The organism is Persicobacter sp. CCB-QB2 (assembly GCF_001274635.1).
In the GTDB taxonomy this organism is placed as follows: domain Bacteria; phylum Bacteroidota; class Bacteroidia; order Cytophagales; family Cyclobacteriaceae; genus Persicobacter; species Persicobacter diffluens.
In genome coordinates this window covers 34979-59680 of the sequence record NZ_LBGV01000001.1, presented here as the reverse complement: position 1 = coordinate 59680, position 24702 = coordinate 34979, and the positions used below count along the sequence as shown (strand labels likewise).

Annotated in this window: 22 protein-coding genes; 15 read left to right on the top strand and 7 right to left on the bottom strand. The window is 44.1% G+C overall.

The features are described 5' to 3' along the window. The first annotated feature begins 31 nt into the window (after positions 1–31). A complete protein-coding gene (gene rny, locus NG22_RS00340) occupies positions 32–1597 on the top strand; it encodes a ribonuclease Y (protein ID WP_053403888.1) in 1566 nt (521 codons plus the stop codon). Between the two features lie 393 nt (positions 1598–1990). On the opposite strand, the gene sucD is transcribed toward rny, so the two are convergent. Next, a complete protein-coding gene (sucD, locus tag NG22_RS00330; RefSeq protein WP_053403886.1) occupies positions 1991–2875 on the bottom strand; it encodes a succinate--CoA ligase subunit alpha in 885 nt (294 codons plus the stop codon). Positions 2876–3161: 286 nt separating this feature from the next. Continuing rightward, positions 3162–4571 carry a hypothetical protein gene (locus tag NG22_RS00325; RefSeq protein ID WP_157600786.1) on the bottom strand — a complete coding sequence of 470 codons (1410 nt, stop codon included), beginning with the start codon at positions 4569–4571 and terminating at the stop codon, positions 3162–3164. 212 nt (positions 4572–4783) lie between these two features. On the opposite strand from NG22_RS00325, the gene NG22_RS00320 reads away from it, so the two are divergent. The 6 genes from NG22_RS00320 to NG22_RS00290 all read left to right on the top strand — a co-directional run bounded on the left by NG22_RS00320 (position 4784) and on the right by NG22_RS00290 (position 8907). Further along, positions 4784–5011: a cytochrome b5 domain-containing protein gene (locus tag NG22_RS00320; protein WP_082305116.1), complete on the top strand. Its 228-nt coding sequence runs from the start codon at positions 4784–4786 to the stop codon at positions 5009–5011. A gap of 67 nt (positions 5012–5078) precedes the next feature. Continuing rightward, entirely contained in the window at positions 5079–5732 is a 654-nt protein-coding gene (locus NG22_RS00315) for a DUF4159 domain-containing protein (RefSeq protein ID WP_053403884.1), read from the top strand. Between the two features lie 825 nt (positions 5733–6557). Beyond that, positions 6558–7238: a head GIN domain-containing protein gene (locus NG22_RS00305; RefSeq protein WP_082304949.1), complete on the top strand. Its 681-nt coding sequence runs from the start codon at positions 6558–6560 to the stop codon at positions 7236–7238. Positions 7239–7309: 71 nt separating this feature from the next. After that, positions 7310–7504: a hypothetical protein gene (locus NG22_RS00300; protein WP_053403881.1), complete on the top strand. Its 195-nt coding sequence runs from the start codon at positions 7310–7312 to the stop codon at positions 7502–7504. Between the two features lie 12 nt (positions 7505–7516). Then, the gene (locus tag NG22_RS00295; protein ID WP_082304948.1) at positions 7517–8212 is read left to right on the top strand and encodes a head GIN domain-containing protein; all 696 of its coding nucleotides are present in this window, start codon (positions 7517–7519) and stop codon (positions 8210–8212) included. Between the two features lie 8 nt (positions 8213–8220). Beyond that, positions 8221–8907: a head GIN domain-containing protein gene (locus NG22_RS00290; protein WP_082304947.1), complete on the top strand. Its 687-nt coding sequence runs from the start codon at positions 8221–8223 to the stop codon at positions 8905–8907. A 691-nt stretch (positions 8908–9598) separates the two neighbouring features. On the opposite strand, the gene dnaA is transcribed toward NG22_RS00290, so the two are convergent. From dnaA to NG22_RS00275, 3 genes are all read right to left on the bottom strand, one after another. Further along, positions 9599–11035 carry a chromosomal replication initiator protein DnaA gene (gene dnaA / locus NG22_RS00285; RefSeq protein WP_053403878.1) on the bottom strand — a complete coding sequence of 479 codons (1437 nt, stop codon included), beginning with the start codon at positions 11033–11035 and terminating at the stop codon, positions 9599–9601. A 102-nt stretch (positions 11036–11137) separates the two neighbouring features. Then, positions 11138–12043, bottom strand: coding sequence for a metallophosphoesterase (locus tag NG22_RS00280; RefSeq protein WP_053403877.1), 906 nt, complete (start codon positions 12041–12043; stop codon positions 11138–11140). Between the two features lie 8 nt (positions 12044–12051). Then, positions 12052–12807, bottom strand: coding sequence for a 5'-nucleotidase C-terminal domain-containing protein (locus NG22_RS00275; RefSeq protein WP_053403876.1), 756 nt, complete (start codon positions 12805–12807; stop codon positions 12052–12054). A 388-nt stretch (positions 12808–13195) separates the two neighbouring features. On the opposite strand from NG22_RS00275, the gene bioB reads away from it, so the two are divergent. Then, a complete protein-coding gene (bioB, locus tag NG22_RS00270; protein ID WP_053403875.1) occupies positions 13196–14188 on the top strand; it encodes a biotin synthase BioB in 993 nt (330 codons plus the stop codon). Positions 14189–14321: 133 nt separating this feature from the next. Further along, on the top strand, positions 14322–15242 hold the full coding sequence (locus NG22_RS00265) for a lysophospholipid acyltransferase family protein (protein WP_082304946.1): 921 nt from the start codon (positions 14322–14324) through the stop codon (positions 15240–15242). A gap of 311 nt (positions 15243–15553) precedes the next feature. On the opposite strand, the gene NG22_RS00260 is transcribed toward NG22_RS00265, so the two are convergent. Further along, positions 15554–17005: a trypsin-like peptidase domain-containing protein gene (locus tag NG22_RS00260; RefSeq protein ID WP_072159010.1), complete on the bottom strand. Its 1452-nt coding sequence runs from the start codon at positions 17003–17005 to the stop codon at positions 15554–15556. A 226-nt stretch (positions 17006–17231) separates the two neighbouring features. Between NG22_RS00260 and NG22_RS00255 the strand changes: the two genes are divergently transcribed. The 4 genes from NG22_RS00255 (at position 17232) to NG22_RS00240 (ending at position 21927) form a co-directional block, all read left to right on the top strand. Then, entirely contained in the window at positions 17232–18737 is a 1506-nt protein-coding gene (locus tag NG22_RS00255) for a GH3 auxin-responsive promoter family protein (protein WP_053403873.1), read from the top strand. A gap of 60 nt (positions 18738–18797) precedes the next feature. Beyond that, positions 18798–19964 (top strand): 1-deoxy-D-xylulose-5-phosphate reductoisomerase, encoded by a 1167-nt coding sequence (locus tag NG22_RS00250; protein WP_053403872.1) that lies wholly within the window; start codon positions 18798–18800, stop codon positions 19962–19964. 3 nt (positions 19965–19967) lie between these two features. After that, positions 19968–21308: an RIP metalloprotease RseP gene (gene rseP / locus NG22_RS00245; protein ID WP_053403871.1), complete on the top strand. Its 1341-nt coding sequence runs from the start codon at positions 19968–19970 to the stop codon at positions 21306–21308. Between the two features lie 220 nt (positions 21309–21528). After that, complete coding sequence (locus NG22_RS00240; RefSeq protein ID WP_053403870.1) at positions 21529–21927, top strand: DUF2721 domain-containing protein; 399 nt, start codon at positions 21529–21531, stop codon at positions 21925–21927. A 3-nt stretch (positions 21928–21930) separates the two neighbouring features. Here NG22_RS00240 and NG22_RS00235 read toward each other — a convergent pair whose 3' ends face one another. After that, entirely contained in the window at positions 21931–22437 is a 507-nt protein-coding gene (locus NG22_RS00235) for an HAD-IIIA family hydrolase (protein WP_053406835.1), read from the bottom strand. A gap of 193 nt (positions 22438–22630) precedes the next feature. Between NG22_RS00235 and NG22_RS00230 the strand changes: the two genes are divergently transcribed. Next, the gene (locus tag NG22_RS00230; RefSeq protein WP_082304945.1) at positions 22631–23443 is read left to right on the top strand and encodes a polyprenol monophosphomannose synthase; all 813 of its coding nucleotides are present in this window, start codon (positions 22631–22633) and stop codon (positions 23441–23443) included. Between the two features lie 324 nt (positions 23444–23767). After that, positions 23768–24475, top strand: coding sequence for a YoaK family protein (locus NG22_RS00225; RefSeq protein ID WP_053403869.1), 708 nt, complete (start codon positions 23768–23770; stop codon positions 24473–24475). Positions 24476–24702: the final 227 nt, after the last annotated feature.

Here is a 24702-nt window from a genome sequence, read left to right as displayed (position 1 = left end):
GAGAATCGTTTCCTGCTAAAACGATACGAAAATGGAAATATTCATTTACGTTGCAATCACTGCGGTTGTGGCGCTAGGTATCGGTGTTTTTGTTGGGCGAAGTTTGCTATTAAAAATGTTCCAAGCGCAAGAGCGTGAGGCGCATCAGAATGCAGAACGCATCGTAAAAGACGCCAAGATTGAAGGAGATTCAATCAAGAATACCAAAATTTTGGAGGCGAAGGAAAAGATCCTTTCATTGAAAGCGGATTGTGACAAGGAGATTAACAAGCGCAAGAATCAAATGAATACGGTTGAGAACCGGGCAAAGCAGAAAGAGCAGAACCTGAATAAACAACTGGAAGTCGCCAAGAAGAAAGATGCGGAGTTAAATCGTATCAAGAAGCAGCTGGATGGTGAATTAGCGACCATTGATGAGAAAAGAGCGGTTGTAGAAGCAGAGAGAAACAAGCAGATTGAGCTATTGGAGCAAATTGCGAGTCTTTCTGCCGAAGACGCAAAAGCGGCATTAATGAAGCAGATTGAAGATGAAGCCAGAACGGCCGCATCTGCAAGAGCAAAGGATATCGTGGACGAGGCGAAAATGACCGCCAATAAGGAAGCGAAGAAAATCGTCATCCAAACGATTCAGCGTACGGCTACTGAGCATGCGATTGAAAACTGTGTATCGGTTTTCAATATTGAGTCTGATGATATCAAGGGTAAAATTATCGGTCGTGAAGGACGTAACATTCGTACTTTGGAAGCGGCTACCGGTGTGGAAATCATCGTGGATGATACTCCTGAGGCGATTATCATTTCCGGATTTGACCCTGTTCGTCGTGAAGTTGCACGTTTGTCTTTACACCGTTTGGTTGCGGACGGTCGTATTCACCCTGCCCGCATTGAGGAAGTGGTTGCTAAAACGACGAAGAACATTGAAGAGGAAATCGTGGAGATTGGAGAGCGTACCTGTATTGATTTGGGCATCCACGGATTGCATCCGGAATTGATCAAATTGGTGGGACGTATGCGATTCCGTTCTTCTTACGGACAGAACTTGTTGCAGCACTCTCGCGAAGTAGCGAAACTGTGTGCTACTTTGGCCTCTGAGCTGGGATTAAATTCCAAGATGGCCAAGCGCGCAGGTCTATTGCACGATATTGGTAAAGTATGGCCGGAAGAGCCGGAATTACCGCACGCCATTTTAGGGGCGGAATTGGCTAAGAAATACAAAGAACATCCGGACGTGGTAAATGCTATTGGAGCGCACCACGATGAAATGGAGATGACTACTTTGATCGCGCCAATCATTCAGGCTTGTGATGCTGTTTCCGGTTCCAGACCGGGCGCGCGTCGTGAAGTGATGGAATCTTACATCAAGCGCCTGAAGGATATGGAAGCATTAGCGATGAGCTTTGAAGGTGTCAACAAATGTTTTGCTATTCAAGCCGGTCGTGAGTTGCGTGTATTGGTAGATTCCGAGTCGGTTACGGATGAGCAGGCTGGAGGTCTTTCTTTCCAGATTTCTCAGAAAATCGAGAAAGACATGCAGTATCCGGGGCAGATCAAGGTCACGGTAATCAGAGAAATGAGATCTGTCGCATACGCGAAATAAGCAGATTGAAAATAAAATTTTTAACCTCTTCGGAATTTCCGGAGAGGCTTTTTTTTGCTCTAAAATGTCGCCTCCCCTCCTTGCAGATTGATGACCACACGTACTTTGGCAAGGGCTAACGGGCCAGGGATGGAGGCAGTGGCGAAGCCAGTTGTGGGAGCTCTTTTTTGCAAGCTAAAGCGAAGCGGCTTCGCAAAAAAAGCGACTGCCGACAGCGCGCCCACGCTTGCCGTGGGGCCCCTAAATAAAAAAGAGGCCGTCTCAAAAGTAAAACCTAGTCTCGGAGAATCGCATATTTGAAAACGCTCCGGTGGGAGGGTACTTGCATTTTTGACAAAAAAAGAGGCTATCTCGAATTATGAGACAGCCTCCTTTCTGTTCGTATGTTTTTACTTATGCTTCCAAAGCCGCCATCGCCTCAATTACAGTCGCGCCAATATCTGCCGGAGATTGTACCACATGAATGCCGCACTCTCCCATGATTCTCATCTTAGCTTCGGCTGTATCATCCGCACCACCGATGATCGCACCGGCATGGCCCATACGCTTCCCTTTCGGTGCTGTCTGGCCAGCAATAAAACCTACCACCGGCTTCGGGTTACCCTGCTCCTTAATCCAGCGGGCAGCTTCTGCTTCATAGTTACCTCCAATCTCACCAATCATCACGATAGCATCTGTCTCTTCATCTGCCATCAACAATTCCACTGCTTCTTTGGTGGAAGTTCCGATGATCGGATCACCACCAATACCGATAGCAGTTGAAACGCCCATTCCGGCTTTCACCACCTGGTCCGCTGCCTCATAAGTCAAAGTACCGGATTTAGAAACAATACCAATACGACCTTTTTTGAAAATGAAGCCCGGCATAATCCCCACTTTAGCTTCTTCCGGCGTAATCACTCCCGGACAGTTAGGACCTACCAGGCGTGCGCCATGCTCTTTCACATAAGCCTTGGCCTTCTGCATATCCAATACTGGAATACCTTCGGTAATACAAATAATGACACCAATACCTGCTGCTGTGGCCTCCATGATCGCATCTGCGGCGAATGCTGGTGGCACAAATATGATGGAAACATCAGCCCCGGTAGCATCTACTGCTTCCTGAACAGTGTTAAACACCGGACGCTCCAAATGCTGCTGACCACCTTTACCAGGAGTCACACCACCTACTACATTGGTTCCGTATTCTATCATCTGACCCGCATGGAAAGTACCTTCAGAACCAGTGAATCCCTGTACCAACACCTTCGAATCTTTATTTACTAATACACTCATGAATATTTTAGGTTATTGTTTGATTTCTGCTTGCGTATATCAAAGATAAAAAGTCCCGTTGATTTAGAAACAGAAGATCAAAAAAATATGCTTCCCGAAAATAGAAATTAGCTTGGAATTTTACGGGATTGTTTGAATTAGAATTAAATAAAACCGATCAATCATCACAATTTCACCCTCAGCTGATTAATTTATCACAACAACTGGCTAAGCTCCCCAAAAAAATCAGCACAAAAAAAGCGGACTACAAAGTCCGCTTTTTATTGCATCAATATCTTTTTGAAAACTAGAATCTAAATTGCATCTGGGTAATGAACAATCCTTTTGAATCTACCCAATTAAGCCCCTCATCGTAAATCGGGCGGGTAGAGTAAGCCATAGACAACTTCACATTATGACCTGCCAACAGCCAGTGCGCCCCAAAGTCCCACTGGGTAGAGGCGTCATTTAAGGCTTCAAAGTCTTTATACTGCAAGGCAGTAAAAGGCTGCAGACGTCCCAATTCTCCTATCGTGAAAGGAAGAATATAGGCCACATTCAAATACCCAACATTACCGGTTCCCACATAATACTGCGAGATCCCGGCACCCTGGGGAGTACCAATGGAAGCATTTGGATCTAACGCTCCCGGATTCATTACTCCGATAGTATTAACATAATTTGGACCATAATCGTAATTATACCAGGCCGCATACACATTCAGCACTGCCCCCTTGGCCATTGGCTCTTCATAGAACACATCCGTTGCTAAGGCGAGGCTACTATGTGTTTTAATATCATCAGCGGTAGGGTTGGCCACCCCTTTTTCGATATAGCCCATATTGCTACCATCATAACGGAAGCCTGCGCCAATATTCAGGAATCTACCATTTTGCCCTAAATGCGACATGGTATTAAATGGAGAAAAACCCGGTTTCTCTTTGGAAAAGAAGTGCCATTCCAAATAAGCATTATAACTTAGCTCTGAAGTACGCAAATTATACGCGGTACCTTCTTTGTAATCCCCATTGGCAACTCCTTCCGCTATTTCTGCTCTGGTATTCAAACGACTGGAGGAAGAAGGCTGAAAGGGCTGGTTAATGGAAGCCATATACTTAAATCGGCCCGTCATCCCCTGAAAGAACACCCCCATCATCCGGATAAAATCATCATTAACGTTTACCTGTGGAAAGTTAAAGGAGGGATTATCCAAAGAAGTGGTTCTCCAATAACTCACCAAAGACAGACGAGAAAGCCCCATAAACATATGCTGACCTGCTCCGATAAAATTATCTGTTTGACCTAGGCGAATTTTCCCCCAAAAATCGTGAACGAAAATGGGTGCCTGTACTTTATCATAAGGCGAATGAGAAGTGATACCAATCTGCGTCCAGAAAAAGTACTTGTTCTCAATATTGGTGTAAGCCAACATTCTCAATCGTCTCATGGCAAAATCCTGAAAATTCGTCGCCGGCTGATCTGTATTGGAATTAATGGAACCCGGATTCATCTCCCCTGCACGGAACCATGTCTGCACTCCTAATCCATACTTGAAATAAGAGTTTTTCCCAATTGGAATAGTCATCCCCTTTGATGCCTGCTCTGCTGCACGCTGGATCTGAGATTTCTCTTCCTCAACTACAGGTCCCTCTCCTTCCGCAAAAGAAATAAAGGGCACTGTCATCAATAGAAGACAAATAAGTAGTGATCTTTTCATAAATTTTTCTAAAATTCGATTTACAAAAGTCGCCATCAATTCCGCTTTAGAAGCTAACATGGGTCAGTTTTCGACTTTTTTTAGGGAGAGATAAGTCATGAAAGTTTGAATTTTTACAATTCAGCTGCGGGATTACCAATTTTTTAGAACTTGATTGCATTTTCTGCCATATTGACCAACATTAATATTTTATAATGGAAGAAATGAAAAACCTGAAAGAATACACCAAAAGCCAACTGGCCTTACGCAATGGACAGGACAAAGAAGAAATATGGGTTGCCCACGAAGGAATCATTTATGACCTGACGAAGTCCCGAATGTGGAGAAATGGTCAGCACTATGAACACTGGGCCGGGCAGGACCTGACAGAGGAATTAGCCGATGCCCCTCATTCGGAAAAAGTCTTTGAAAAATTTTCCCCGGTCGGAAAATTGAAATAATGGCCAAGGTTTTGGCTGATGCAGATGACTTTTCGTTAATTACCAATAAAATCCAACATCTATTTCCATGCGCAACCGCCTTTTACTAATTGTATGCTTTTGTTTCTTGACAATCCCTTCCATTGCCCAATTAAAAATTGCCAAACTAAAATATAATGGCGGCGGGGACTGGTACGCCAATAAAACGGCATTACCCAACCTGATACAGTTTTGTAATCAAAATATTGGAACCGATATTGACAGGCAGGAAGAGATCGTAGAAGTGGGGAGTTCTGATATTTTTCTCTATCCATTCCTTTACCTCACCGGGCATGGCAATGTGGTATTCACCGATCAGGAAGCGGAAAACTTGCGTCGATATTTAATTGCCGGTGGTTTTCTTCATATTGATGATAATTACGGACTGGATCAGTTCATTCGGTTAGAAATGAAAAAGGTATTCCCTGAGCTGGATTTTGTGGAGCTGCCTCACGATCATAAAATTTTTCACACCAAATATGATTTTAAGAAGGGTTTACCTAAAATCCATGAACATGATGGAAAGCCCGCACAGGGTTTTGGCCTTTTATACGAGGGAAAATTAGTGTGTTTTTATACCTATGAAAGTGATTTGGGCAATGGTTGGGAAGATCAACGGATTTATAACGATCCGGAAGAAGTTCGGCAGCAGGCGCTCCGAATGGGGGCAAATATTATCACTTACGCCTTTACAGAAGAATAAGCACTTATTTTAATCACCCATAAACGATCGTTTGATTTTGCCGTGTGAAGCTTTTTTTCGTTTTAACAGCATGGATATGGTTGCCCACAAGCCGAATTATTCATGCCTAAATTTTCGTTTAGCTGCAAGGCGGAAATATAAAGGGCTGGGCTTTTCATAAAAAGCCAGATCAGTCATTCAACACCTTATATTTAATCTTCAATCGCTTCTTTTTCAATTTTTCTTGATAAAAAACGAAGCAAAAAAGTAATGGCTGTGATCAATGTCGGCGGGACAAAGCACCTGCTGGCGGAATTGATCAAGGCGACATTTGGAGAAGGCAGGAGAATGCTGAAATATGGCTAAAATGTCGCTGTGATGCCTTCTTGTTAGCAGTAGAACCTTTATCTATTCGCCCATTGATCAAGGCCGGATTGTTGGTGTGGAAGATTTTATACCATAAAGTCAATGCGGTAAAAGATAGAAAGCTATCTCATAAACAAGCGCTCAAATCAAATAGACTTTCATTGGGAACTAGCCCGAATTATTCACCGCCAGATTTAGTGGCTTGCCTTAACTAGCTTTCTGGCAATTTATTGCATTCAAGTCGACTGATTTTTTATAGCCCAAAATTGGTATAATTAAAATCAGTAATAAAACCTTCAACACCATTAAAATACCCCTCTCCACAGATCTATTAAATCTAGCGGTGAATAATTCGGGCTAATGAAGTTCTCCTCCGATGAAAACTCACCGGAGGATTTTTTTTGATTTTTTTTTACGGTCGAAGCAACCTCTTTTCTATTTGCTGCATCATATCGGCATAAGACAGAAAATTCATCGACCATGACACGTATTTTATTCACGCTCATTTTATCCTTGAGCATATTTTTCGCTCAGGCACAAACCAAAAATTTCGAAATAGGAAATTTTAAATTTTTGGAGGTTGGAGGACCTTTTAAAATATACTTCACCAGTGGTCCGGAATATGCCATAAAAATTGATGCCTCCGGTAAAACCATGGAAAAAATTGAGGTGGAATCCGATGGTGATGTCCTTTCCATCTCCATCAACAATAAGGGAAGCTGGAAAAACTGGGGAGAACCCACCATCTACTTACAAGCTCCAACGCTGCATGGCATTGAGCTGGGTGGCGCCTGCCAATTCTACACTAAAAATGTATTGAACAGCACCAATTTAGCCCTGCAAGTTAGTGGAGCCTGTGAATTCAAAGGAGAACTAATTGTCCAAAAGCTGGTTTCTGAAACCTCGGGTGCCAGCAGAATGTATCTGGTAGGAAAATCAGAATCTGCCACTTTTGAAGTATCCGGAGCTTCCAGTATGAACGCGGAAGATTTTATTTGCAAATCAGTGATCGTTGACCTCTCAGGGGCCTCCAATGCCAAAATTAATGGATCAGAAAAAATAATGGCAGAAGCCTCTGGCGCCTCAACATTACGCTACAAGGGCGATGCTCCTAGTATCATTGTAGAATCATCTGGCTCAAGTACGGTCAAAAAATTGTAAAAATTTAGTCCAGTCCTGCAACCTCTCCCGACTCTTCGGCATCAAACCACTGAAAACGAATCTTTTGAACCATGAAAAAGCCGGTATTTATCCTTTTCGCTCTGGGGATCTTATTCCTCTTTTCCCAATGCCGTTGGTCTTCTCATGTTTCCCTAAAGCCAACCGACTTTCGCATTAGCGGGAAAATGTACATTCCAATCATCGAACAATATGTCATGGTAGAATGGGGACAGGAAGGTCGCCAAATTATGTTGGAGGACGCTTAATCTTATCTTATTATGAAACGCATATACAGCTTATTGCTCCTGATGTCTTTTTCCCTGATTGCTTTTGCAAATGACAGCGTGAAAGAGGAACGAAAAATATCGGATTTCCATGCCATATATATGGAAGGAGCCCTGAAAATCATCATCACGCAGGGGCCAGAAAATAGATTAAGTCTCGAGGGCGCCAATCAGAAAGTATTGGATGCCATGACCACCACAGTAACCGGTGGTAAACTAAAGCTCAAATTCCCTGACCAAAACTTTGGGGTAAGGCTACCCAAGGCCACGGTTTACCTACAAGTGAAAAATCTGGAAAGTATTGAAGTGGTAGGAGCGGTAAAAGTATTTTCCAAAACACCCCTTATCGCAAATCATTTGAATGTGGAACTCACCGGCTCTTGCGAAGCAAATCTGATGGTGGACGTGAAACACCTGGAATTCCAAAGTACAGGTGTGGGAAGCGCTACTTTTAAAGGGCAGGCCGAAAGCCTTTCCGTTAATATGGAAGGAACCGGAAAACTTAATGCAGAATCCCTGCAATGCCAGACGACTGATGTGGAACTGGAAGGCTTCTGCAAAGCCACCGTCTGTGCAGATAAAAAAATTAGCGGACATGCGGAGGGCTTCAGCAAAATCCGTTTCACAGGCAATCCGGAGGTGAACCAACTCGGCAAGTCTGACTTCTCAAAGATTAAACAAATTAATTAATAGGAATTATGAAAAAACCAGCTATCCTAACACTACTTACGACACTCCTTTGCCTTACTTTTGCCTTTGCTCAGGACAAGCAGACTGTGGAAGTGGGCAACTTTGACGAGATTCATGTAGGCGGAGCCTATGAAGTTTATTTCACTACCGGAGGGGAATGCAAGGTGAGTATGGAAGGCCGTTCTCAGGATTTAGAACGCACCAACATCTACACCAAGGGCAATAAGCTTAAAGTTCAGATGAAGTCGGGTACGAATAACACCAAAACCATTAAGGTGTATATTCAAGCTCCAAAGGTAAGTGCTTTGCACATTAGCGGAGCATCCAAATTCTACACCAAGAACAGCATCAAATCTGAAGATGTGGAAGTACATGTATCCGGGGCTTCCACCGTCAAAATAGAACTGGAAGGCAGCCATGTTAATTTGCATGCTTCCGGTGCGAGTAACTTAATGCTGGTGGGCAAGGCCTCCACCGCCGAGGTACATGCCTCCGGCGCATCCAATATCAAAGCACAAGACTTTATTTGTGAGCATGTCAACACCCATTTAAGTGGAGCAAGTAACTTAAGCATCCATGCTGAAAAGTCCATTGAAGGGAAATGTTCCGGTGCCGGAAATGTTCGCTATGCGGGTAGCCCCAGTCGGGTGATTGTGAACACCAGTGGAGCAGGATCCGTCAAAAAGATTAGATAAACACCTTTTAGAACAACTGTTCTGATTTTAGAGACTGCTCCGGCTTAGGGAGTAGTCTCTTTTTTATTCCCGAAACCTTTATTCCTGCCGGGACTTTTGAGGTATTAACCCGGATTATTCAGGCTTAAATCCTCGTTTAGCTGTAAGGCGGAAAAAATGAAGGAATAGTTTCCTATTTCGAATTTTTCCCAACGAAAGAGATGAATGAGGAGAAAGCAAGCTTGACCAATTTTGGCTATTATAACCCAAAGAAAAAAAATTATAATGAACTGAAATTAAACTACTTGCTCTTAGTTAATAAATTTAGCGGTGAATAATTCGGGTTAAAGGAATCCACCCCATAGGCTAAGCTGGATTATGCATGATGTATGCCATAAACCAATTTTAGCTGCCAAACAGGAAAAATGAGGGAATAGCTTCCATTTTCAAGTTTTTTCCAAGAAAGTAGAGCGATTAGCAGAAAGCTAGCTTGCCCAAATTCGGTCTATTAAAAAATCAGCAAAACCAATCCCAACGCATTGATAATAAATAAATTACAGTCACTTGTTGATTTTAACAATGAATAATTCGGCTTAGAAGATTTCCGTTTATCAGAAAGATAATATCCGGGGAATAGTTGATGCCTGACCATAAAAAAACCTGCAGCATCAAAGTACTACAGGCTTAAAATATCTTATTTGGTCGGTCGGTATTAACGCGCCGTCATTTTCAATTGTTTATCCACCTCTGCAATCTTGGTCTTCAGATCGTGATCTTTTTCCAGCATATCATTCACCGACTGTACGGCATGAATCACCGTAGAGTGATCCCGACCTCCGAAATGATAACCAATGGACTTCAAAGAGTGATTGGTATATTCTTTAGAGAAATACATGGCAATCTGACGCGCCACCACGATCTCCTTTTTACGGGTTTTAGCCTTCAGATCATCTACCTTCAGGCTGAAATATTCAGCAACGGTCTTCTGAATAAAATCAATCCCAACTTCTGTTTCAATATCATGTACAATATTCTTCAGGATCTGCTTGGCCAATGGCACATCAATTTCCTGGCGCACCAATGAGGCATGTGCAATCAAAGATATCAAGACCCCTTCCAGCTCGCGGATATTGGTATCTATCGTATGGGCAAGGTATTCCAATACCTCATCCGGAATATTGATACCATCCGCCTGCATTTTCTTCTGAATAATCGCAATACGGGTTTCAAAGTCCGGCGTCTGCAAGTCCGCAGTCAATCCCCATTTGAATCGGGACAATAAACGCTCCTGCAACCCTTTCAACTCGCGCGGAGGACAATCAGAGGTCATAATGATCTGCTTGCCTGACTGATGCAAATGGTTGAAGATATGGAAGAACATCTCCTGCGTCTTTTCCTTACCCGACAGAAACTGAACATCATCAATAATCAGCACATCCACCTGCAGGTAGAAGTTCTGGAACTCCCGCATCTGGTTGGCCTTCAATGCCTCAATAAACTGATTGGTAAATTTCTCGGAAGAGACATACAGGACAAACTTTCCGTTATAATCATCCTTTCTCAGGATTTCATTACCAACCGCCTGCACCAGGTGCGTTTTTCCCAAACCTACTCCTCCGTATAACATCAAAGGGTTAAAAGAAGTAATCCCCGGCTTTTGCGCCACCGCAAATCCTGCGGAACGTGCCAGTCGGTTACAATCTCCCTCAATATAATTCTCGAAAGTGTAGTTAGGATTCAGGTTGGAATTCTTGAAGGTCTTATCAATCGCCTGAATATCGAAGGGGCTGGTATAGCCACTATCTTTATCCTCTCCTCTTGTAGTGGAAGGCTTTGAGCTACTCCCTCCGCCATTGGGAAGGTTTACCGTATAGGGCTGGGTGTTTTCATTACCGCGATCCACGATCACCGAATACTCCAACCTACCGCTCTTTCCAATTTCCTTATCAATAGCCGCTCGCAATAAATATACGAAATGCTCCTCCAGGTATTCGTAAAAATACTGGCTTGGAACCTGAATGGTCAACACAGTGCCACTCAAACGCAAGGGTACAATTGGGCTGAACCAAGTATTAAAAGCTTGCTCCGATATATTGCTCTTTACAAAATCAAGGCATCTCTGCCAAACCGTTTGCGCATCCAAATTCATTATCCGAATAAAAATTTACCCGTTCCCGACGAGTGGTTCCAAAAAGGATACCAAAATTGATAAAAATTCATTTAAAAAAAAAGAACATTCCCTCAAGACCCCTTAAACTTCCATGTTTTTTCCACCGAAGCGCTTCTTCTTTTTCTGCAAATCATAGGTCAAATCAATTCGACCCAGATTTACACCCGACCATCCGGAGTGATTCACTAACACTTGCTCTCCTTCCGGATTGGTATAAAAAACGGACTCCTCCATAAAGGTATGTGAGTGCCCGCCCAAAATGATGTCCACTCCTGCAACCTGCTTGGCTAAAGCAGTGTCACAAACGGCACCCTCATAATCATAGCCCAGATGACTCAAACAAACGATTAAATCACAGCCCTGATTATTCCTCAGCTCCTGTACCATTTCACGAGATACCGCTATAGGATCCAGATATTGGGTAGCACCAAAGTTTTCTCCCCAAACCAAACCATCAAGCTCCACCCCTACGGCATAAACCCCGATCTTCAATCCTTGCTTTTCAAATATTTTGTAGGGGGCGAAACGATTCGCTAAAATGGTATTACTAAAATCATAATTGGAGATAATCCATGGGAATTCTGCAAACTGCAGCATGTATTCAATACCGGAAAGCCCGTTATCAAACTCATGATTACCAATCGTAGCCAAATCATATTTCATCTTACTCATCAGCTTCATCTCCAACTCTCCTTTGTAGAAGTTGAAATAAGGCGTTCCCTGCACCATATCCCCGGAATCAAATAGCAATACGTTTTGTTCTGCAGCGCGAATTTTATCCACTAAAGAGGCACGAGCAGCATAGCCCCCACGTCCGGCATACTTGGAAGCGGTGGCCGGAAAAGCCTCTATGCGGGAATGAGTATCAGCCGTGTGTAAGATGGTCAATTTCACCTGTGAATTCGCCGATTTCCCCAATGCAGGCAAACCGGTCGCTACCATGGCGGTTCCCATGGCCGTCTTTTTAATAAAATCTCTTCTTTTCATCTCCTGACTTACTCAATGATTACACGACCTTCCACTTCTGCATGAACAGGCTCCCCCTTAACAGTATGAGCTTCAATATAATCAAAGATCATCTGTCTTACCATATAATCGGAGGCCAATACTTTTTTGGTCTCCAAAAAGAATTTCATATTATCTCCTCCACCGGCAAGGTAGTCACTAATAGACACCGTATAGGTTCCGTTTAACTCCAATGGTTTTCCGCCAATCAATACCTGCTGGATCTGATCTCCCACTACATGCACCTGCGAGTTAGAAACCGATGCCGATTTGGTTTTCACCATATATTCCATCAACTGCATCACCTGCTCGCCGGTAAGTTCCAGAATATTCAATCGGTTTTCAAATGGCATTAATTCATATATGTCACGGGTGGTCATCGGTCCCGCCGCAATCGGCTTACGCAAACTGCCATTCGTCACCACACCCATATCCACTGGCTGCCCGTAGACCTTACTTCCTTCTACCTGCATCAGGTCAGCCATGAAGTTCCCCAGGTTGGATTCTACTCGCTGAACGGTCATGTCCACTGCATTTTCACCGATCACGGTGTTCATGCCGGCATCCAGTTTTTCTTTATAAGGCTGAATCATGGCCTCAAACTCCGGATCAGCTCCCTGAGCCGGACTTACCTGCACATCTACCCCGGTGACGGATTGCTTCACCAATACCTTTGGCTGGCAGGCTGCCAGAAAGAAGAAGGCCATCAAAATCAAAAGTGACTGGCCCTTATATGAATTCTTCATGATTTATCTCCATCAATTAATCAACCGACAAATATAGGAATTCCTTCCCCTCTCTAAATTAGATTCTCGATTATAATTTAAAGATAAAATGAAGAGAAAGTTAAGATGATCTAAGTCTGATTTCTTTATGAGGCATTCCATAATCATTACCCAAATCCTGCGCAAACACTTCCCCTCAGGAAACTTGTTAGAATCCATTCAATTCTTTTCGGGCATTATCAGGCATTTGAGCGGAAACCTTCAACTTGAGTGTTAGTCAAAAAGGATGACGAAAATCAACCTGTTCATGCCTCCTGATAATTTGATGATTAGAAAAAATGCGCTACTTTTACTCGACCGGTTCCCAATGTTATTTTTTTGAATCGGTATAAGATTAAACTAATGCAACATGGCTGAGATAAGACATAATTGGACTCGCGAAGAAATTGCTGAGATTTTTAATATGCCCATCATGGAACTGATTTACCGTGCCGCTACGGTTCACCGTGAGTTTCATGACCCTAATGAGGTGCAGGTTTGTACGCTACTTTCCATCAAAACTGGTGGGTGTTCTGAAGACTGCTCCTACTGCTCACAATCTGCCCGTTACAATACAGACGTGAACGTACACAAATTAATGCCTAAAGATGAGGTGATTCAGGCGGCACAAAATGCACGTTCTAATGGATCTACCCGTTTCTGCATGGGGTCTGCCTGGAGAAACATCCGTGACAACCGTGACTTCGACCGTGTATTGGAAATGGTTTCGGAAGTAAACGAGATGGGCATGGAAGTGTGTTGTACCCTTGGGATGTTAACGGAAGAGCAAGCTCAAAAATTGAAAGATGCCGGTCTTTACGCCTACAACCATAACCTGGATACTTCTCGCGAGCACTATGACAAAGTGATCACTACCCGTACCTACGATGATCGTTTGGAAACAATCGAGAACGTACAGAAGGCGAAGATCTCCGTATGTTCCGGCGGTATCATTGGATTGGGAGAAACCAATGAGGATCGAATCTCGATGTTGCATACCCTTTCTACTCTGCAGACGCATCCGGAATCGGTTCCTGTAAATGCTTTGGTACCGATTGACGGCACTCCACTTTCAGGCAACAAGCGGGTAAGCACCTGGGAAATGATCCGTATGATTGCTACTGCTCGTATCCTGATGCCTAAATCAATGGTTCGTTTATCTGCTGGTAGAACCGAAATGTCCTTTGAAGATCAGGCCCTTTGCTTCATGGCGGGTGCAAGCTCTATCTTCGCTGGTGACGAGTTGTTAACTACTCCAAACCCTGAAGAGGATCGTGACAAAGAAATGTTCCAGGTGTTGAACCTGAAACCACGCGCTTCCTTTAAAGAGGCAAAACATTTTGACTTAAACATGGCGGAGTAAACCTCTGACCTACAAACGATATCGAAGCAGCTCAAAAAAAGAGCTGCTTTTTTTATGTCCGGCGTGGGGGTAAAGTCTGCTTCGGCAATCTCATTAGGGAGAGGAAATAGGTTCCCTCCCTAAACCTACATTAATGATGATCGCCGTAAGTATTTTTCAATCCACCCTCAAACGCATCCCAATGGCTTTCTACTACCTGCTCGCAGATGTGCTTTACCTGATTGGCTATAGGCTTTTTGGCTACAGGAAAGCTGTAGTACAAAAAAACCTCAAAGCCGCCTTCCCCGAGATGACAGAAGAAGCACGTCTTTCGATAGAAAAAAAATTCTATCGCCACCTCTCTGATTACCTGGTGGAGACCTCAGCCATGTCTCGCCTGACGGCTCATGAGTTGAAAAAGCGCTTTCAATTCAACAACCTGGAGCTATTACATGAATACTACCGAAAGCATAAAAACGTAATACTCGCCAGCGGACATCAGAGCAATTGGGAATGGATGGCCCTGCTTCCGCTATACGTTGGGCAGGAGGCAAAAGCAGTTTATCGAAAACAGTCTTCCCCTTTTGCGGATGAGGTGATCTATGCCAACCGGAGCAAATTCGGGATGGAACTGGTGCAAGACAAGGACTTGCTTCCCTATCTCAAGCATCAGGACAACAAACAGCCCCAACTACTCTACATGCTCTGCGACCAGCGCCCCTCCGAAAGTAAAAAACCTACCATCCTGGAGTTTATGCATCAACCGGTGGCTGCCTTTCAGGGACTGAATTTCATCAGCCGAATGTTTGACTATGAAGTCATTTATGCAGACATCCGCAAAACTGCGAGGGGAAAATATGAAGTCACCTTCAAAGCACTGCAGCCTTCTGCTGAAGAAAGCGTGGTGGAATGCTTTTTCAAACAGCTGGAAAGAAGTATTGAGGCACAGCCTCACACCTACCTGTGGTCTCATAACCGCTGGAAAAACCCACCAGCAACACCCCTGGCTCTGAAAAAAAATCAGGCAGCAAAAGGGATTCCTCTGTTTCGTTTGAACCAGCTAGAGATTGCCTAATCCAAATTAATCACCACCAAATTCAGCGGACCAAACTAAGAGACCCCCTATCAACACACTTCGGTCGGTTTTACTGATTTTCAAAAGCCCGAATTTGGATAGATTTGCTTCTGTTCATTCCTCTGCTCCCTTGGAAAAATTAGAAATAGGGCATTATTTCGGCATTATCCCGCCTTGCAGCTACACGATTAAGTGTATATAATCCAACATGAGATTGCTTAATTCGGAGAGAGCAGGTCTATTTCGGCATGAAACAAAAAAAGGGCGCATCTTATGACACGCCCTCCCTGACCTTAACCTAATATGTTCTTCTAAAAGTAAAAACGATAGTACCCTCTTCGACCATTGGCCGTAACGCCCTCTATAATCACCCGGCCACGAATTTTTGAAAGCATGTCGACCAACTGCTCCGGGTCCTTGATCGGAATACCGTTAATATCAGTAATCACAAAGCCCTCACTAATGCCCAGGCGGCGGAACCAGCCCCTGCCGATTTCAATTACCCGAACTCCATGGTCTATTTCCAACATATCACGCTCAACCGTCGGTACCCGCTCAAAAGCGGCACCCAACTCCCGATCGGCATACACCTCTTTTTTCACAATACCAGTCTTGCCATCAATATTCGTGAGTTCCAAATGCGTATTTTGAATCTTGCCTGCCCGCTTATAGGTCAGCCGGATATCATCTCCTGGTGATCGGTAGCTGATCATCTCCTCAAATTCTGCCTGAGAGTCAATGCTCAGCCCATCAATATCCAGAATGATATCTCCCACCTTTAAACCGGCTTTCTTGGCGGCCCCATTGGCCTGCACATCCGCCAAAGCTACTCCATCATAAGCTTTCAGCCCTAATTCTTTCACTATCTTCTCATTCACATCTACCACCGTGCCACCAAAGAAGGCCTTCTGCACCTCGCCGTATTTAATTAAATCATCAACGACCTTCGTCACAATGTCCGATGGAACAGCAAAGCCATAACCGGCATAGGAGCCCGTCTGCGAAAGAATGGCGGAATTAATCCCCACCAAACGGCCCCTGATATCCACCAAGGCCCCGCCGGAATTACCCGGATTAATGGCCGCATCCGTCTGAATAAAGGATTCCAAAGGAAAACTTCCTTTATTCACATGGATCTGCCGCCCCTTGGCACTCACAATCCCCGCCGTCACGGTAGAGGTCAGATTAAAAGGGTTCCCAACCGCCAGTACATAAGCGCCCACCGGCAAATCACGGGAGGTGGCTATCTCCACATTGGGCATCCCCCGGCCCTCCACCTTCAGCACTGCCAGATCTGTAGAGGGATCCGTCCCGATTACTTTGGCTTCATAAGTACGCTTTTGGTGAATCACCTCTATCTTATCCGAACCTTCTATCACGTGATTATTGGTTACAATAAAGCCATCCGTAGAGTAAATCACCCCGGAGCCGGAGCCCACTCCCTGATAGCCGGAGCCTCCACCGCCCCGCATAAAATATTCATACCAGGAGCTCACCGCCCGACCCTGTACATAGGTTTTAATGTATACCACGCTATTGAGGCTTTTTCGAGAAGCTTCTACAAAGCCATTCTTCGGAAGCACATGCCCTTCTTCTGCGTAAGCACTGTTATTCGAAAACACCTCTCGTGCCATGGGTTCCTGATAGGAGTTGCTTACCTGTTGCATGGCTGCCTCCCGGGGCTGATCCCAACACTGGGTGATGACAGAGGCCACAATTCCTGCCCCTAAGGCTACGGTGATTAGTTTAATGCTGTCCTTCATCGATCAGTTTGTATATTTTTTTTCCATTCCACGGCCAATTTAGGTATTGATAGCCGTGCATAATGCTTCAAAAATAAACGCCCTTAATGAGCTTCCAATATTTTTCACATTTTTTAACCTAATCCCCACACAAAATTGCATCTTCGTATAATGGCTGAAGCAGTATGGCCTTCCTAAAAGCTAACAGGCCTTCTTTAATCAGTGATTTTTACTACTTTTGTGACCTATGGGATTACTATCATTTTTCTCTAAATATGTGGCGGCCTACACCGTCAAAAAACAAAACCAATGGGCCAGTCGCCCAATAGAGAGCCAGCATACTGTATTTATGGACTTGCTGGAAGGGGCAAAAAATACCGTTTTTGGAAAAGATCACGGCTTTGAAGAGATCGTCACTTATGAAGATTTCAAAGCGCGTGTGCCTATTCGTGACTATGAAGACCTGCGCCCTTACATTGATCGTGTAGTGGCGGGTGAAAAAGATATCCTTTGGAAGGGTAAACCGGTCTATTTTGCCAAGACCTCCGGAACCACTTCCGGTGCGAAATATATCCCCCTGACCAAGGAGTCTATCCCAAATCATATCAATGGAGCCCGAAACATGCTATTGAATTATATGCATGAAACCGGCAACTATGATTTTGTCAGCAGAAAGCTGATTTTCCTTTCCGGCTCTCCGACTTTGGAAAAGAAGAATGGCATCTTCACCGGCAGACTTTCCGGCATTGTGAATCACCATGTACCGGAATATCTGCGTCGTAACCAGTTGCCTTCTTATGAAACCAACTGCATAGAGGACTGGGAAACCAAGCTGGACAAAATTGTAGAAGAGACTACTCCGGAAGACATGTCGCTAATCTCTGGTATTCCACCCTGGGTGCAGATGTATTTCGACCGTCTACAGGAAAAACATGGGGGCAAGAAAATTAAGGACATCTTCCCTAACTTCAGCGTGTTTGTTTGGGGAGGGGTAAACTTTGAGCCATATCGTACCAAACTGTACCAGTCTATCGGGAAGAAAGTGGATACTTTGGAAACCTATCCGGCTTCTGAAGGATTCTTCGCTTATCAGGATAGCCAGACAGCAGAAGGACTGTTATTGAATGTGAAGTCAGGTATATTTTTTGAGTTCATTCCTTCTGAGGAGTACTTCAATGAAAACCCGACCCGCCTGAGTATAGGAGAAGTAGAACTTGGAGTAAATTATGCCCTGATTGTAAACAATAATGCCGGACTTTGGGGCTACTCCATCGGAGATACCGTGAAATTCGTGAGCAAAAAACCTTATCGGGTAATTGTTACCGGACGTATCAAGCACTTTATTTCCGCCTTTGGTGAGCATGTGATTGGAGAGGAAGTAGAGAAAGCCATGAAGGCCGCTATTGACCAATATCCGGAGACTGAATTGAGAGAGTTCACCGTGGCACCGAATGTGAGTCAGGATGAGGGACAATCCAGTCACCAATGGTTCATTGATTTTGCTCAAAAGCCCGCTGACATGCCGGCCTTTGCTAAGGTTTTGGATGAAAAATTGCAGCAGCTGAATGTTTATTACCAGGATTTGATTGTGGGAAATATCCTTCGTCCGCTGGAGATCGTTTCACTTAAAGAAGGTGCTTTTCAGGAGTATATGAAAAGCGAAGGTAAATTAGGGGGACAAAATAAGGTGCCGCGCCTGTCCAACGATCGAAAAATTGCGGATGCACTGATGGCCTATGCGCTTGAGGGGTAAAAGATAAAGAAAATCAAAAATCAAAAATAAAGTAGATACCGGCCTTCGGTATACTAAAGAATGAGTTCATTTTTTGAAAAGAAAAGAAATATTGCCATCCTCGGCTCTACGGGTTCCATCGGCACCCAGGCTTTGGAGGTGATTGCAGAGCAGCAGGAGCACTTTGAAGTTTCTCTGCTGACTGCAAGACGCAATGCGGACCTGTTGATTCAACAGGCGATTGCCTTTAAACCCAATACGGTAGTCATTACGGAAGAAAGCCTGTATGATAAGGTGTTTGATGCGCTGGATCCCCATGGCATTAAGGTTTATGCGGGGAACAACGCTTTGAACAGCGTGGTACAGATGGACGAAATTGACATCGTATTAACCGCCTTAGTTGGCTACAGCGGCGTAATTCCGACCATCAAAGCGATCGAAGCAAAGAAGCATATTGCTTTAGCTAATAAGGAAACTTTAGTCGTTGCCGGAGAGATTATCACCAGGCTGGCAGAAGAAAACGGCGTAAGCATTTTGCCTGTAGATTCCGAGCACTCGGCCATCTTCCAGTGCCTGGTAGGGGAGGAATACAATCCGATTGAAAGAATTATCCTGACCGCTTCCGGTGGGCCCTTTCGGGGAAAAAAAGCGGAAGAACTTGCCCATGTCACTAAAGCCCAGGCTTTAAAACACCCCAACTGGGACATGGGCGCCAAGGTCACCATTGATTCCGCCTCCCTGATGAATAAGGGGCTGGAGGTGATTGAAGCAAAATGGCTGTTTGACCTGCATACAGACCAGATTGATGTAGTGGTGCATCCTCAGTCCATTGTTCACTCCATGGTGGAATTTGAAGACAGCTCCATTAAAGCACAGTTGGGCTTGCCTGATATGCGCGTACCCATTCAGTATGCGCTAGGGTTTCCGAAGCGAATGAAGAACAAATTCCCGCGATTTAACTTCATGGACTATCCAAATTTGACCTTTGAGCAACCGGATACAAAAACTTTCCGTAACTTACAGTTGGCTTATGCAGCCATTGAAAAGGGGGGGAATATGCCATGCATACTGAATGCCGCGAACGAAATTGCCGTGCAGGCTTTTTTAGAAGATCGCATAGGTTTTCTGAATATGTCTGACCTGATCGAGAAATGCATGCAATCTGGTGAGTTCATTGCCCAGCCAAGCCTGGAAGACCTCATCAATACAGACAAAGTAATTAGAAATCTAGCATCAGAATTAATTTAAGAAATGGAAGGTTTGATTATGGCTGCCCAGATGATCCTGGGACTGTCGATCTTAGTGGGGGTTCACGAGTTGGGCCACTTGGTGGCAGCTAAAGTTTTTGGAATGCGCGTGGAGCAATATTCTATTGGATTCCCGCCTAAACTTTTTTCTAAGAAATGGGGAGAGACCGAGTACTCTCTATCACTGATTCCTCTGGGAGGATATGTGAAAATTTCCGGTATGATTGATGAATCACTGGACAAAGAGCAAATGAACCAGGAGCCTCAGCCTTGGGAGTTCCGCTCTAAACCAGCCTGGCAACGTCTGATCGTGATGCTGGGCGGTATTATTGTTAATGTGATCACGGGTATCTTCATTTTCGTGCTATTGACTTTTTCCTATGGAGAGAATTATCTGTCAAAAAGTGAATTGAACAAAAACGGTATCGTGGCTTATGACCTGGCACAGGAGATTGGCTTCCGTACCGGAGATAAAGTTGAAAATATTAATGGACAGGACTTCGAGCGCTTCTCAGATCTGAGAGATCCGGAATTGATGATGACCTCCGGTTCCTATTACACCGTAAAACGTAACGGGAGTGAGCACAAGGTGGTAATTCCCGCCGGCTTCATGGATAAGCTGGCAACAGCGAATGAGGATGACAAGCCCCATTTCATTGATTTCCGCCGTCCATTCACCGTAGGTGATGTGATGAACAACTCTGCGGCATCCGAAGCCGGATTGAGCAAGGGAGATGAAATTATCAGCATCAATCAGCAACCTATCGGCTTCTTTGATGAGTTGCAGCAGTCTTTGAACAGTCATGCCGACAAGGCCATCTCTTTAGAAGTAAAGAGAGGAACAGAGATCAAAACCCTGCAGGCCACTGTAGGAGAAGATGGCAAATTAGGCTTCATGCCGGACTTTGACATTAACTTCTCATCGATCCAGCCTACCTTTGGCGAAGCGATGAGTCTGGGTACGGAGAAAGCCTTCTCTGTCGTTTGGTTAAACATCAAAGCCTTTGGTAAAATCTTCACCGGTGAGCTTTCGGCTAAGAAATCATTGGGTGGACCAATCGCCATTGCCCAATCCTTCGGAGGCACCTGGGACTGGTTCCGTTTCTGGTCGCTGACCGGAATGCTTTCTATGGTTTTGGCCTTTATGAACTTATTACCAATTCCTGCATTGGATGGTGGACATGTAATGTTCTTACTTTTTGAAATGATTACCGGTCATAAGCCTGGTGACAAGTTCCTGGAGAATGCTCAAAAAGTTGGGATGGTGCTACTGCTCGGCCTGATGGTCTTCATTTTTGCCAATGACATCATCAAGCTATTACCTTCCGGTTGGGTGAATTGGTAAACTTTGCGTTTATTCCATAAAAAATCCCTCTGACTTCCGAGCCAGAGGGATTTTTTTTATGGTCCACTATCCCAAAACAACTTAATCCGAATTATGTATGCTTAAATCCTCGTTTAGCTGCAAGGCGGAGATTAGCCCGCATCATTCGACTTCACAAATTTCTATTTCGAAAAATTTCGACTTGCTCAACATATGCGCCTTTTTCGGGTTATCCCTGCAAATGGAATCCTGGATCATTCCCCTGACCATATTGCCGGGCATTGGCCTATTCATCGCAGCCAATACCAATGCCTCCGTGGCACTGGAACAATACATTCAGCAATTGCTGAAGGAAGACCCCAGACCACAAACCCTTGTCAAATTAAAAATCCAACAACTAAATTTCCTGAGCAAAGCCAATGTTTTCTTTTATCTCTCTGCCCTCCTTTTTCTCCTCTCCACCCTCAGTAAAGGAGTTCATCAGCATTGGTTAATTCAAGTTCCGAGTCCATTTCTTTTCTTTTTTGCCCTGGCCACCGTCTGCCTTACCGTAGGGATTCTTTTTCAAATCATCTTCGCCTCCCGGGCCGTCAAAATTAAAAAATGTCAATTTGAGGACCGGCTCAATGACATCTCCTGAAAATCATTTCAAAAGGTAATCGCAAGCTTCCAAAAGACTATGACAGAAATGATCTCCATCGGTTTCGACTACCTCTGGTGCCACTCGTACCGTGCCCATGCCTAATGCCTTTGCGGGTATCAAGTCCCTCTCCTGATCGCCCACCATAAAAGAAATCGTCGGGTCAATCTTAAAGCGGGCAATCGCACGCTCAAACATCAGCGTCCCCGGTTTTCTTGCCAAAGATTCCGTCTTGGTGGGGTGATGCGGACAATAATAAATGGCGTCAATCAATCTACCTGTATTGGCTTGTAATTTTTCATGACAGGCCAACACATCCTCCTTAGTGTACAAGCCTTTGGCAATACCTGCCTGGTTGGTGATCACCACCAAATAATAGCCTGCAGCTTTCAAACGCTGAAGCGCTTCTCCCACCCCAGCCTCTATCTCAAAATCTTCCAATCGAAAGGTGTAATCCCCTCTTTCCACATTTAACACCCCATCCCTATCTAGAAATATGCACTTGTTCATATTCAATAATTCCTTTTTCACATCCCAAAACTATTGAATTATGAGCATCAAAAAAGCCTAAGTCATATTTTATTGGGGAATCCATATGCTTTTCTTAGCTTTACATCTTTAATCTCCAATTTCAATCCCAAATCGGCAGCATTATTGCTGGCAGGTATTGAGACCCGATCAATGGGTGAAAAAGAACATTTTTATGAGTAAGAATATTGTCATTATCCCTACCTACAATGAAAAGGAAAACATTGAGGCAATCATCCGAAAGGTGTTTTCTTTGGAGGTAGATTTTCATATCCTTATAGTAGATGATGGCTCTCCTGATGGAACAGCGATTATTGTTAAAAAGCTACAGCAGGAGTTTGGTCAGCGACTGCACCTTATTGAGCGTTCTGGCAAATTGGGTCTGGGTACGGCTTATATTACTGGTTTTAAATATTGTCTGGAACAGGGGTATGATTTCGTTTATGAAATGGATGCTGACTTCTCGCATAATCCGGAAGATTTGGTTCGGCTATATAATGCCTGTGCAGTAGAAGGGGCAGATATGTCCATCGGTTCTCGTTATGTATCTGGTGTCAATGTGGTGAACTGGCCGATGAAGCGGGTATTGATGTCTTACTTTGCCAGTAAGTATGTTCAGTTTATCACGGGCATTCCTTTCAATGACACCACCGCTGGCTTCGTATGCTATAGTCGAAGAGTCCTGCAACATATGGACCTGGAGAAAATAAAATTTGTAGGCTATGCCTTCCAGATAGAAATGAAGTTCACCATTTGGAAGCACGGTTTTAACATTGTAGAGGTACCGATTGTCTTTACTGATCGTACGCAGGGAGAATCCAAAATGTCCGGAGGTATTTTCAAAGAAGCAGTGTTTGGGGTGATCAAGATGAAGTTGAGCAGCTTCTTCCGCAAGTATGAACCATGTTCATTACCCAAGCATGCTGTGGTGGAGGCAGCTTCAGAGATCGAAGAAAAAAAGGAAGAGGCCTCGCTGGTGGAGGCATAATTTCAGGGGAAGATATTTAAAAGCGGGCTATACAGTCCGCTTTTTTATTGGAATATGATTTGAGAACCCTCTTTCCAAATCCAAACCCCTTAGATTCTGATTATGATTTAATTAGAATTCACAAACCTAACTCTCCCTTTATGTTTCACCCAAAAGCAGTACCCCAACCCAATCCTTTAAAAACAAAACAGTTAGAATCAAAACAATAATCCCGCGACAACAATTCACAACTTAGCATGATCTGTCCCTTCTGAAAAAGACAATTGAATCATATAAATTCCAAGCGATGCTATAGACTTTTGATGGTTCTTTCTAATATGAATTATGTTTAAGCTTAAAGAATTAAACCGTACTTTTTCTCAAAACCTGCAATTAGCATGTTTCTTAACCTTTGCCGCGGGTTTGGTCAACATCATCGGACTATTGGAATTTGGCAGACTGGTCACTCACGTAACCGGCCACTATACCTATTTTGCCGAAGCCATTGGCAGAAAAGAATTAAGTCCCATTATCGAACAATTCGGCTTCATTTTCTTCTTTCTCACCGGAGCCTCCACCGCTTCTTTACTAATATATATTACCGGTAGAAAATATCCCAGGTATTCCCATACCACCTCTATTTTTCTGGAAGTACTTTTACTTTTCATGGTGATCTTCCTGCATAATCAATTGGGCAATATCACCAGTTCTTACATCCTACTATTCGCCATGGGCTTACAGAATGCGATGGTTACCCGTGTTTCCGGCGCAGTGGTACGCACTACCCACCTGACGGGTATTACTACTGATATTGGAATGGAGTTGGTGAGCTTTTTCTGGAAGAAAGGTGAGGAACGCAAAAAAATTGGAAGACAACTAACGCTGCAAATATCCATCGCTGCCTGTTTTATCTGTGGAGGCGCCATTGCGGTGTTTGATTACGGCTCCTTTGGCGTGGAAGGTTTGTTTATTCCGGTAGTCATTCTACTGGGCACTATGGCCTTCGATGCAGTGCGTCGAGATCCCCATTCGGAACCGACAATACATGCCTGAGGGACGCCCCAATATTGAGACAAAAAAATCCTGCGACCGAAATACCGTCGCAGGATTTTTTTTTGCGCCAAGGGCGGATAGCCCGGATAATTCATGCTTCACTCCTCCTTTAGCTGCAAGGCGGGAAAAATGAAGGAATTTTTCCTATTTCGAGTTTTTTCCAAGGAAGCAGATGAAGGGGGAGCAAGCAAACTTGCCCCAATTTGGGCTATTAAATTAAATCAACA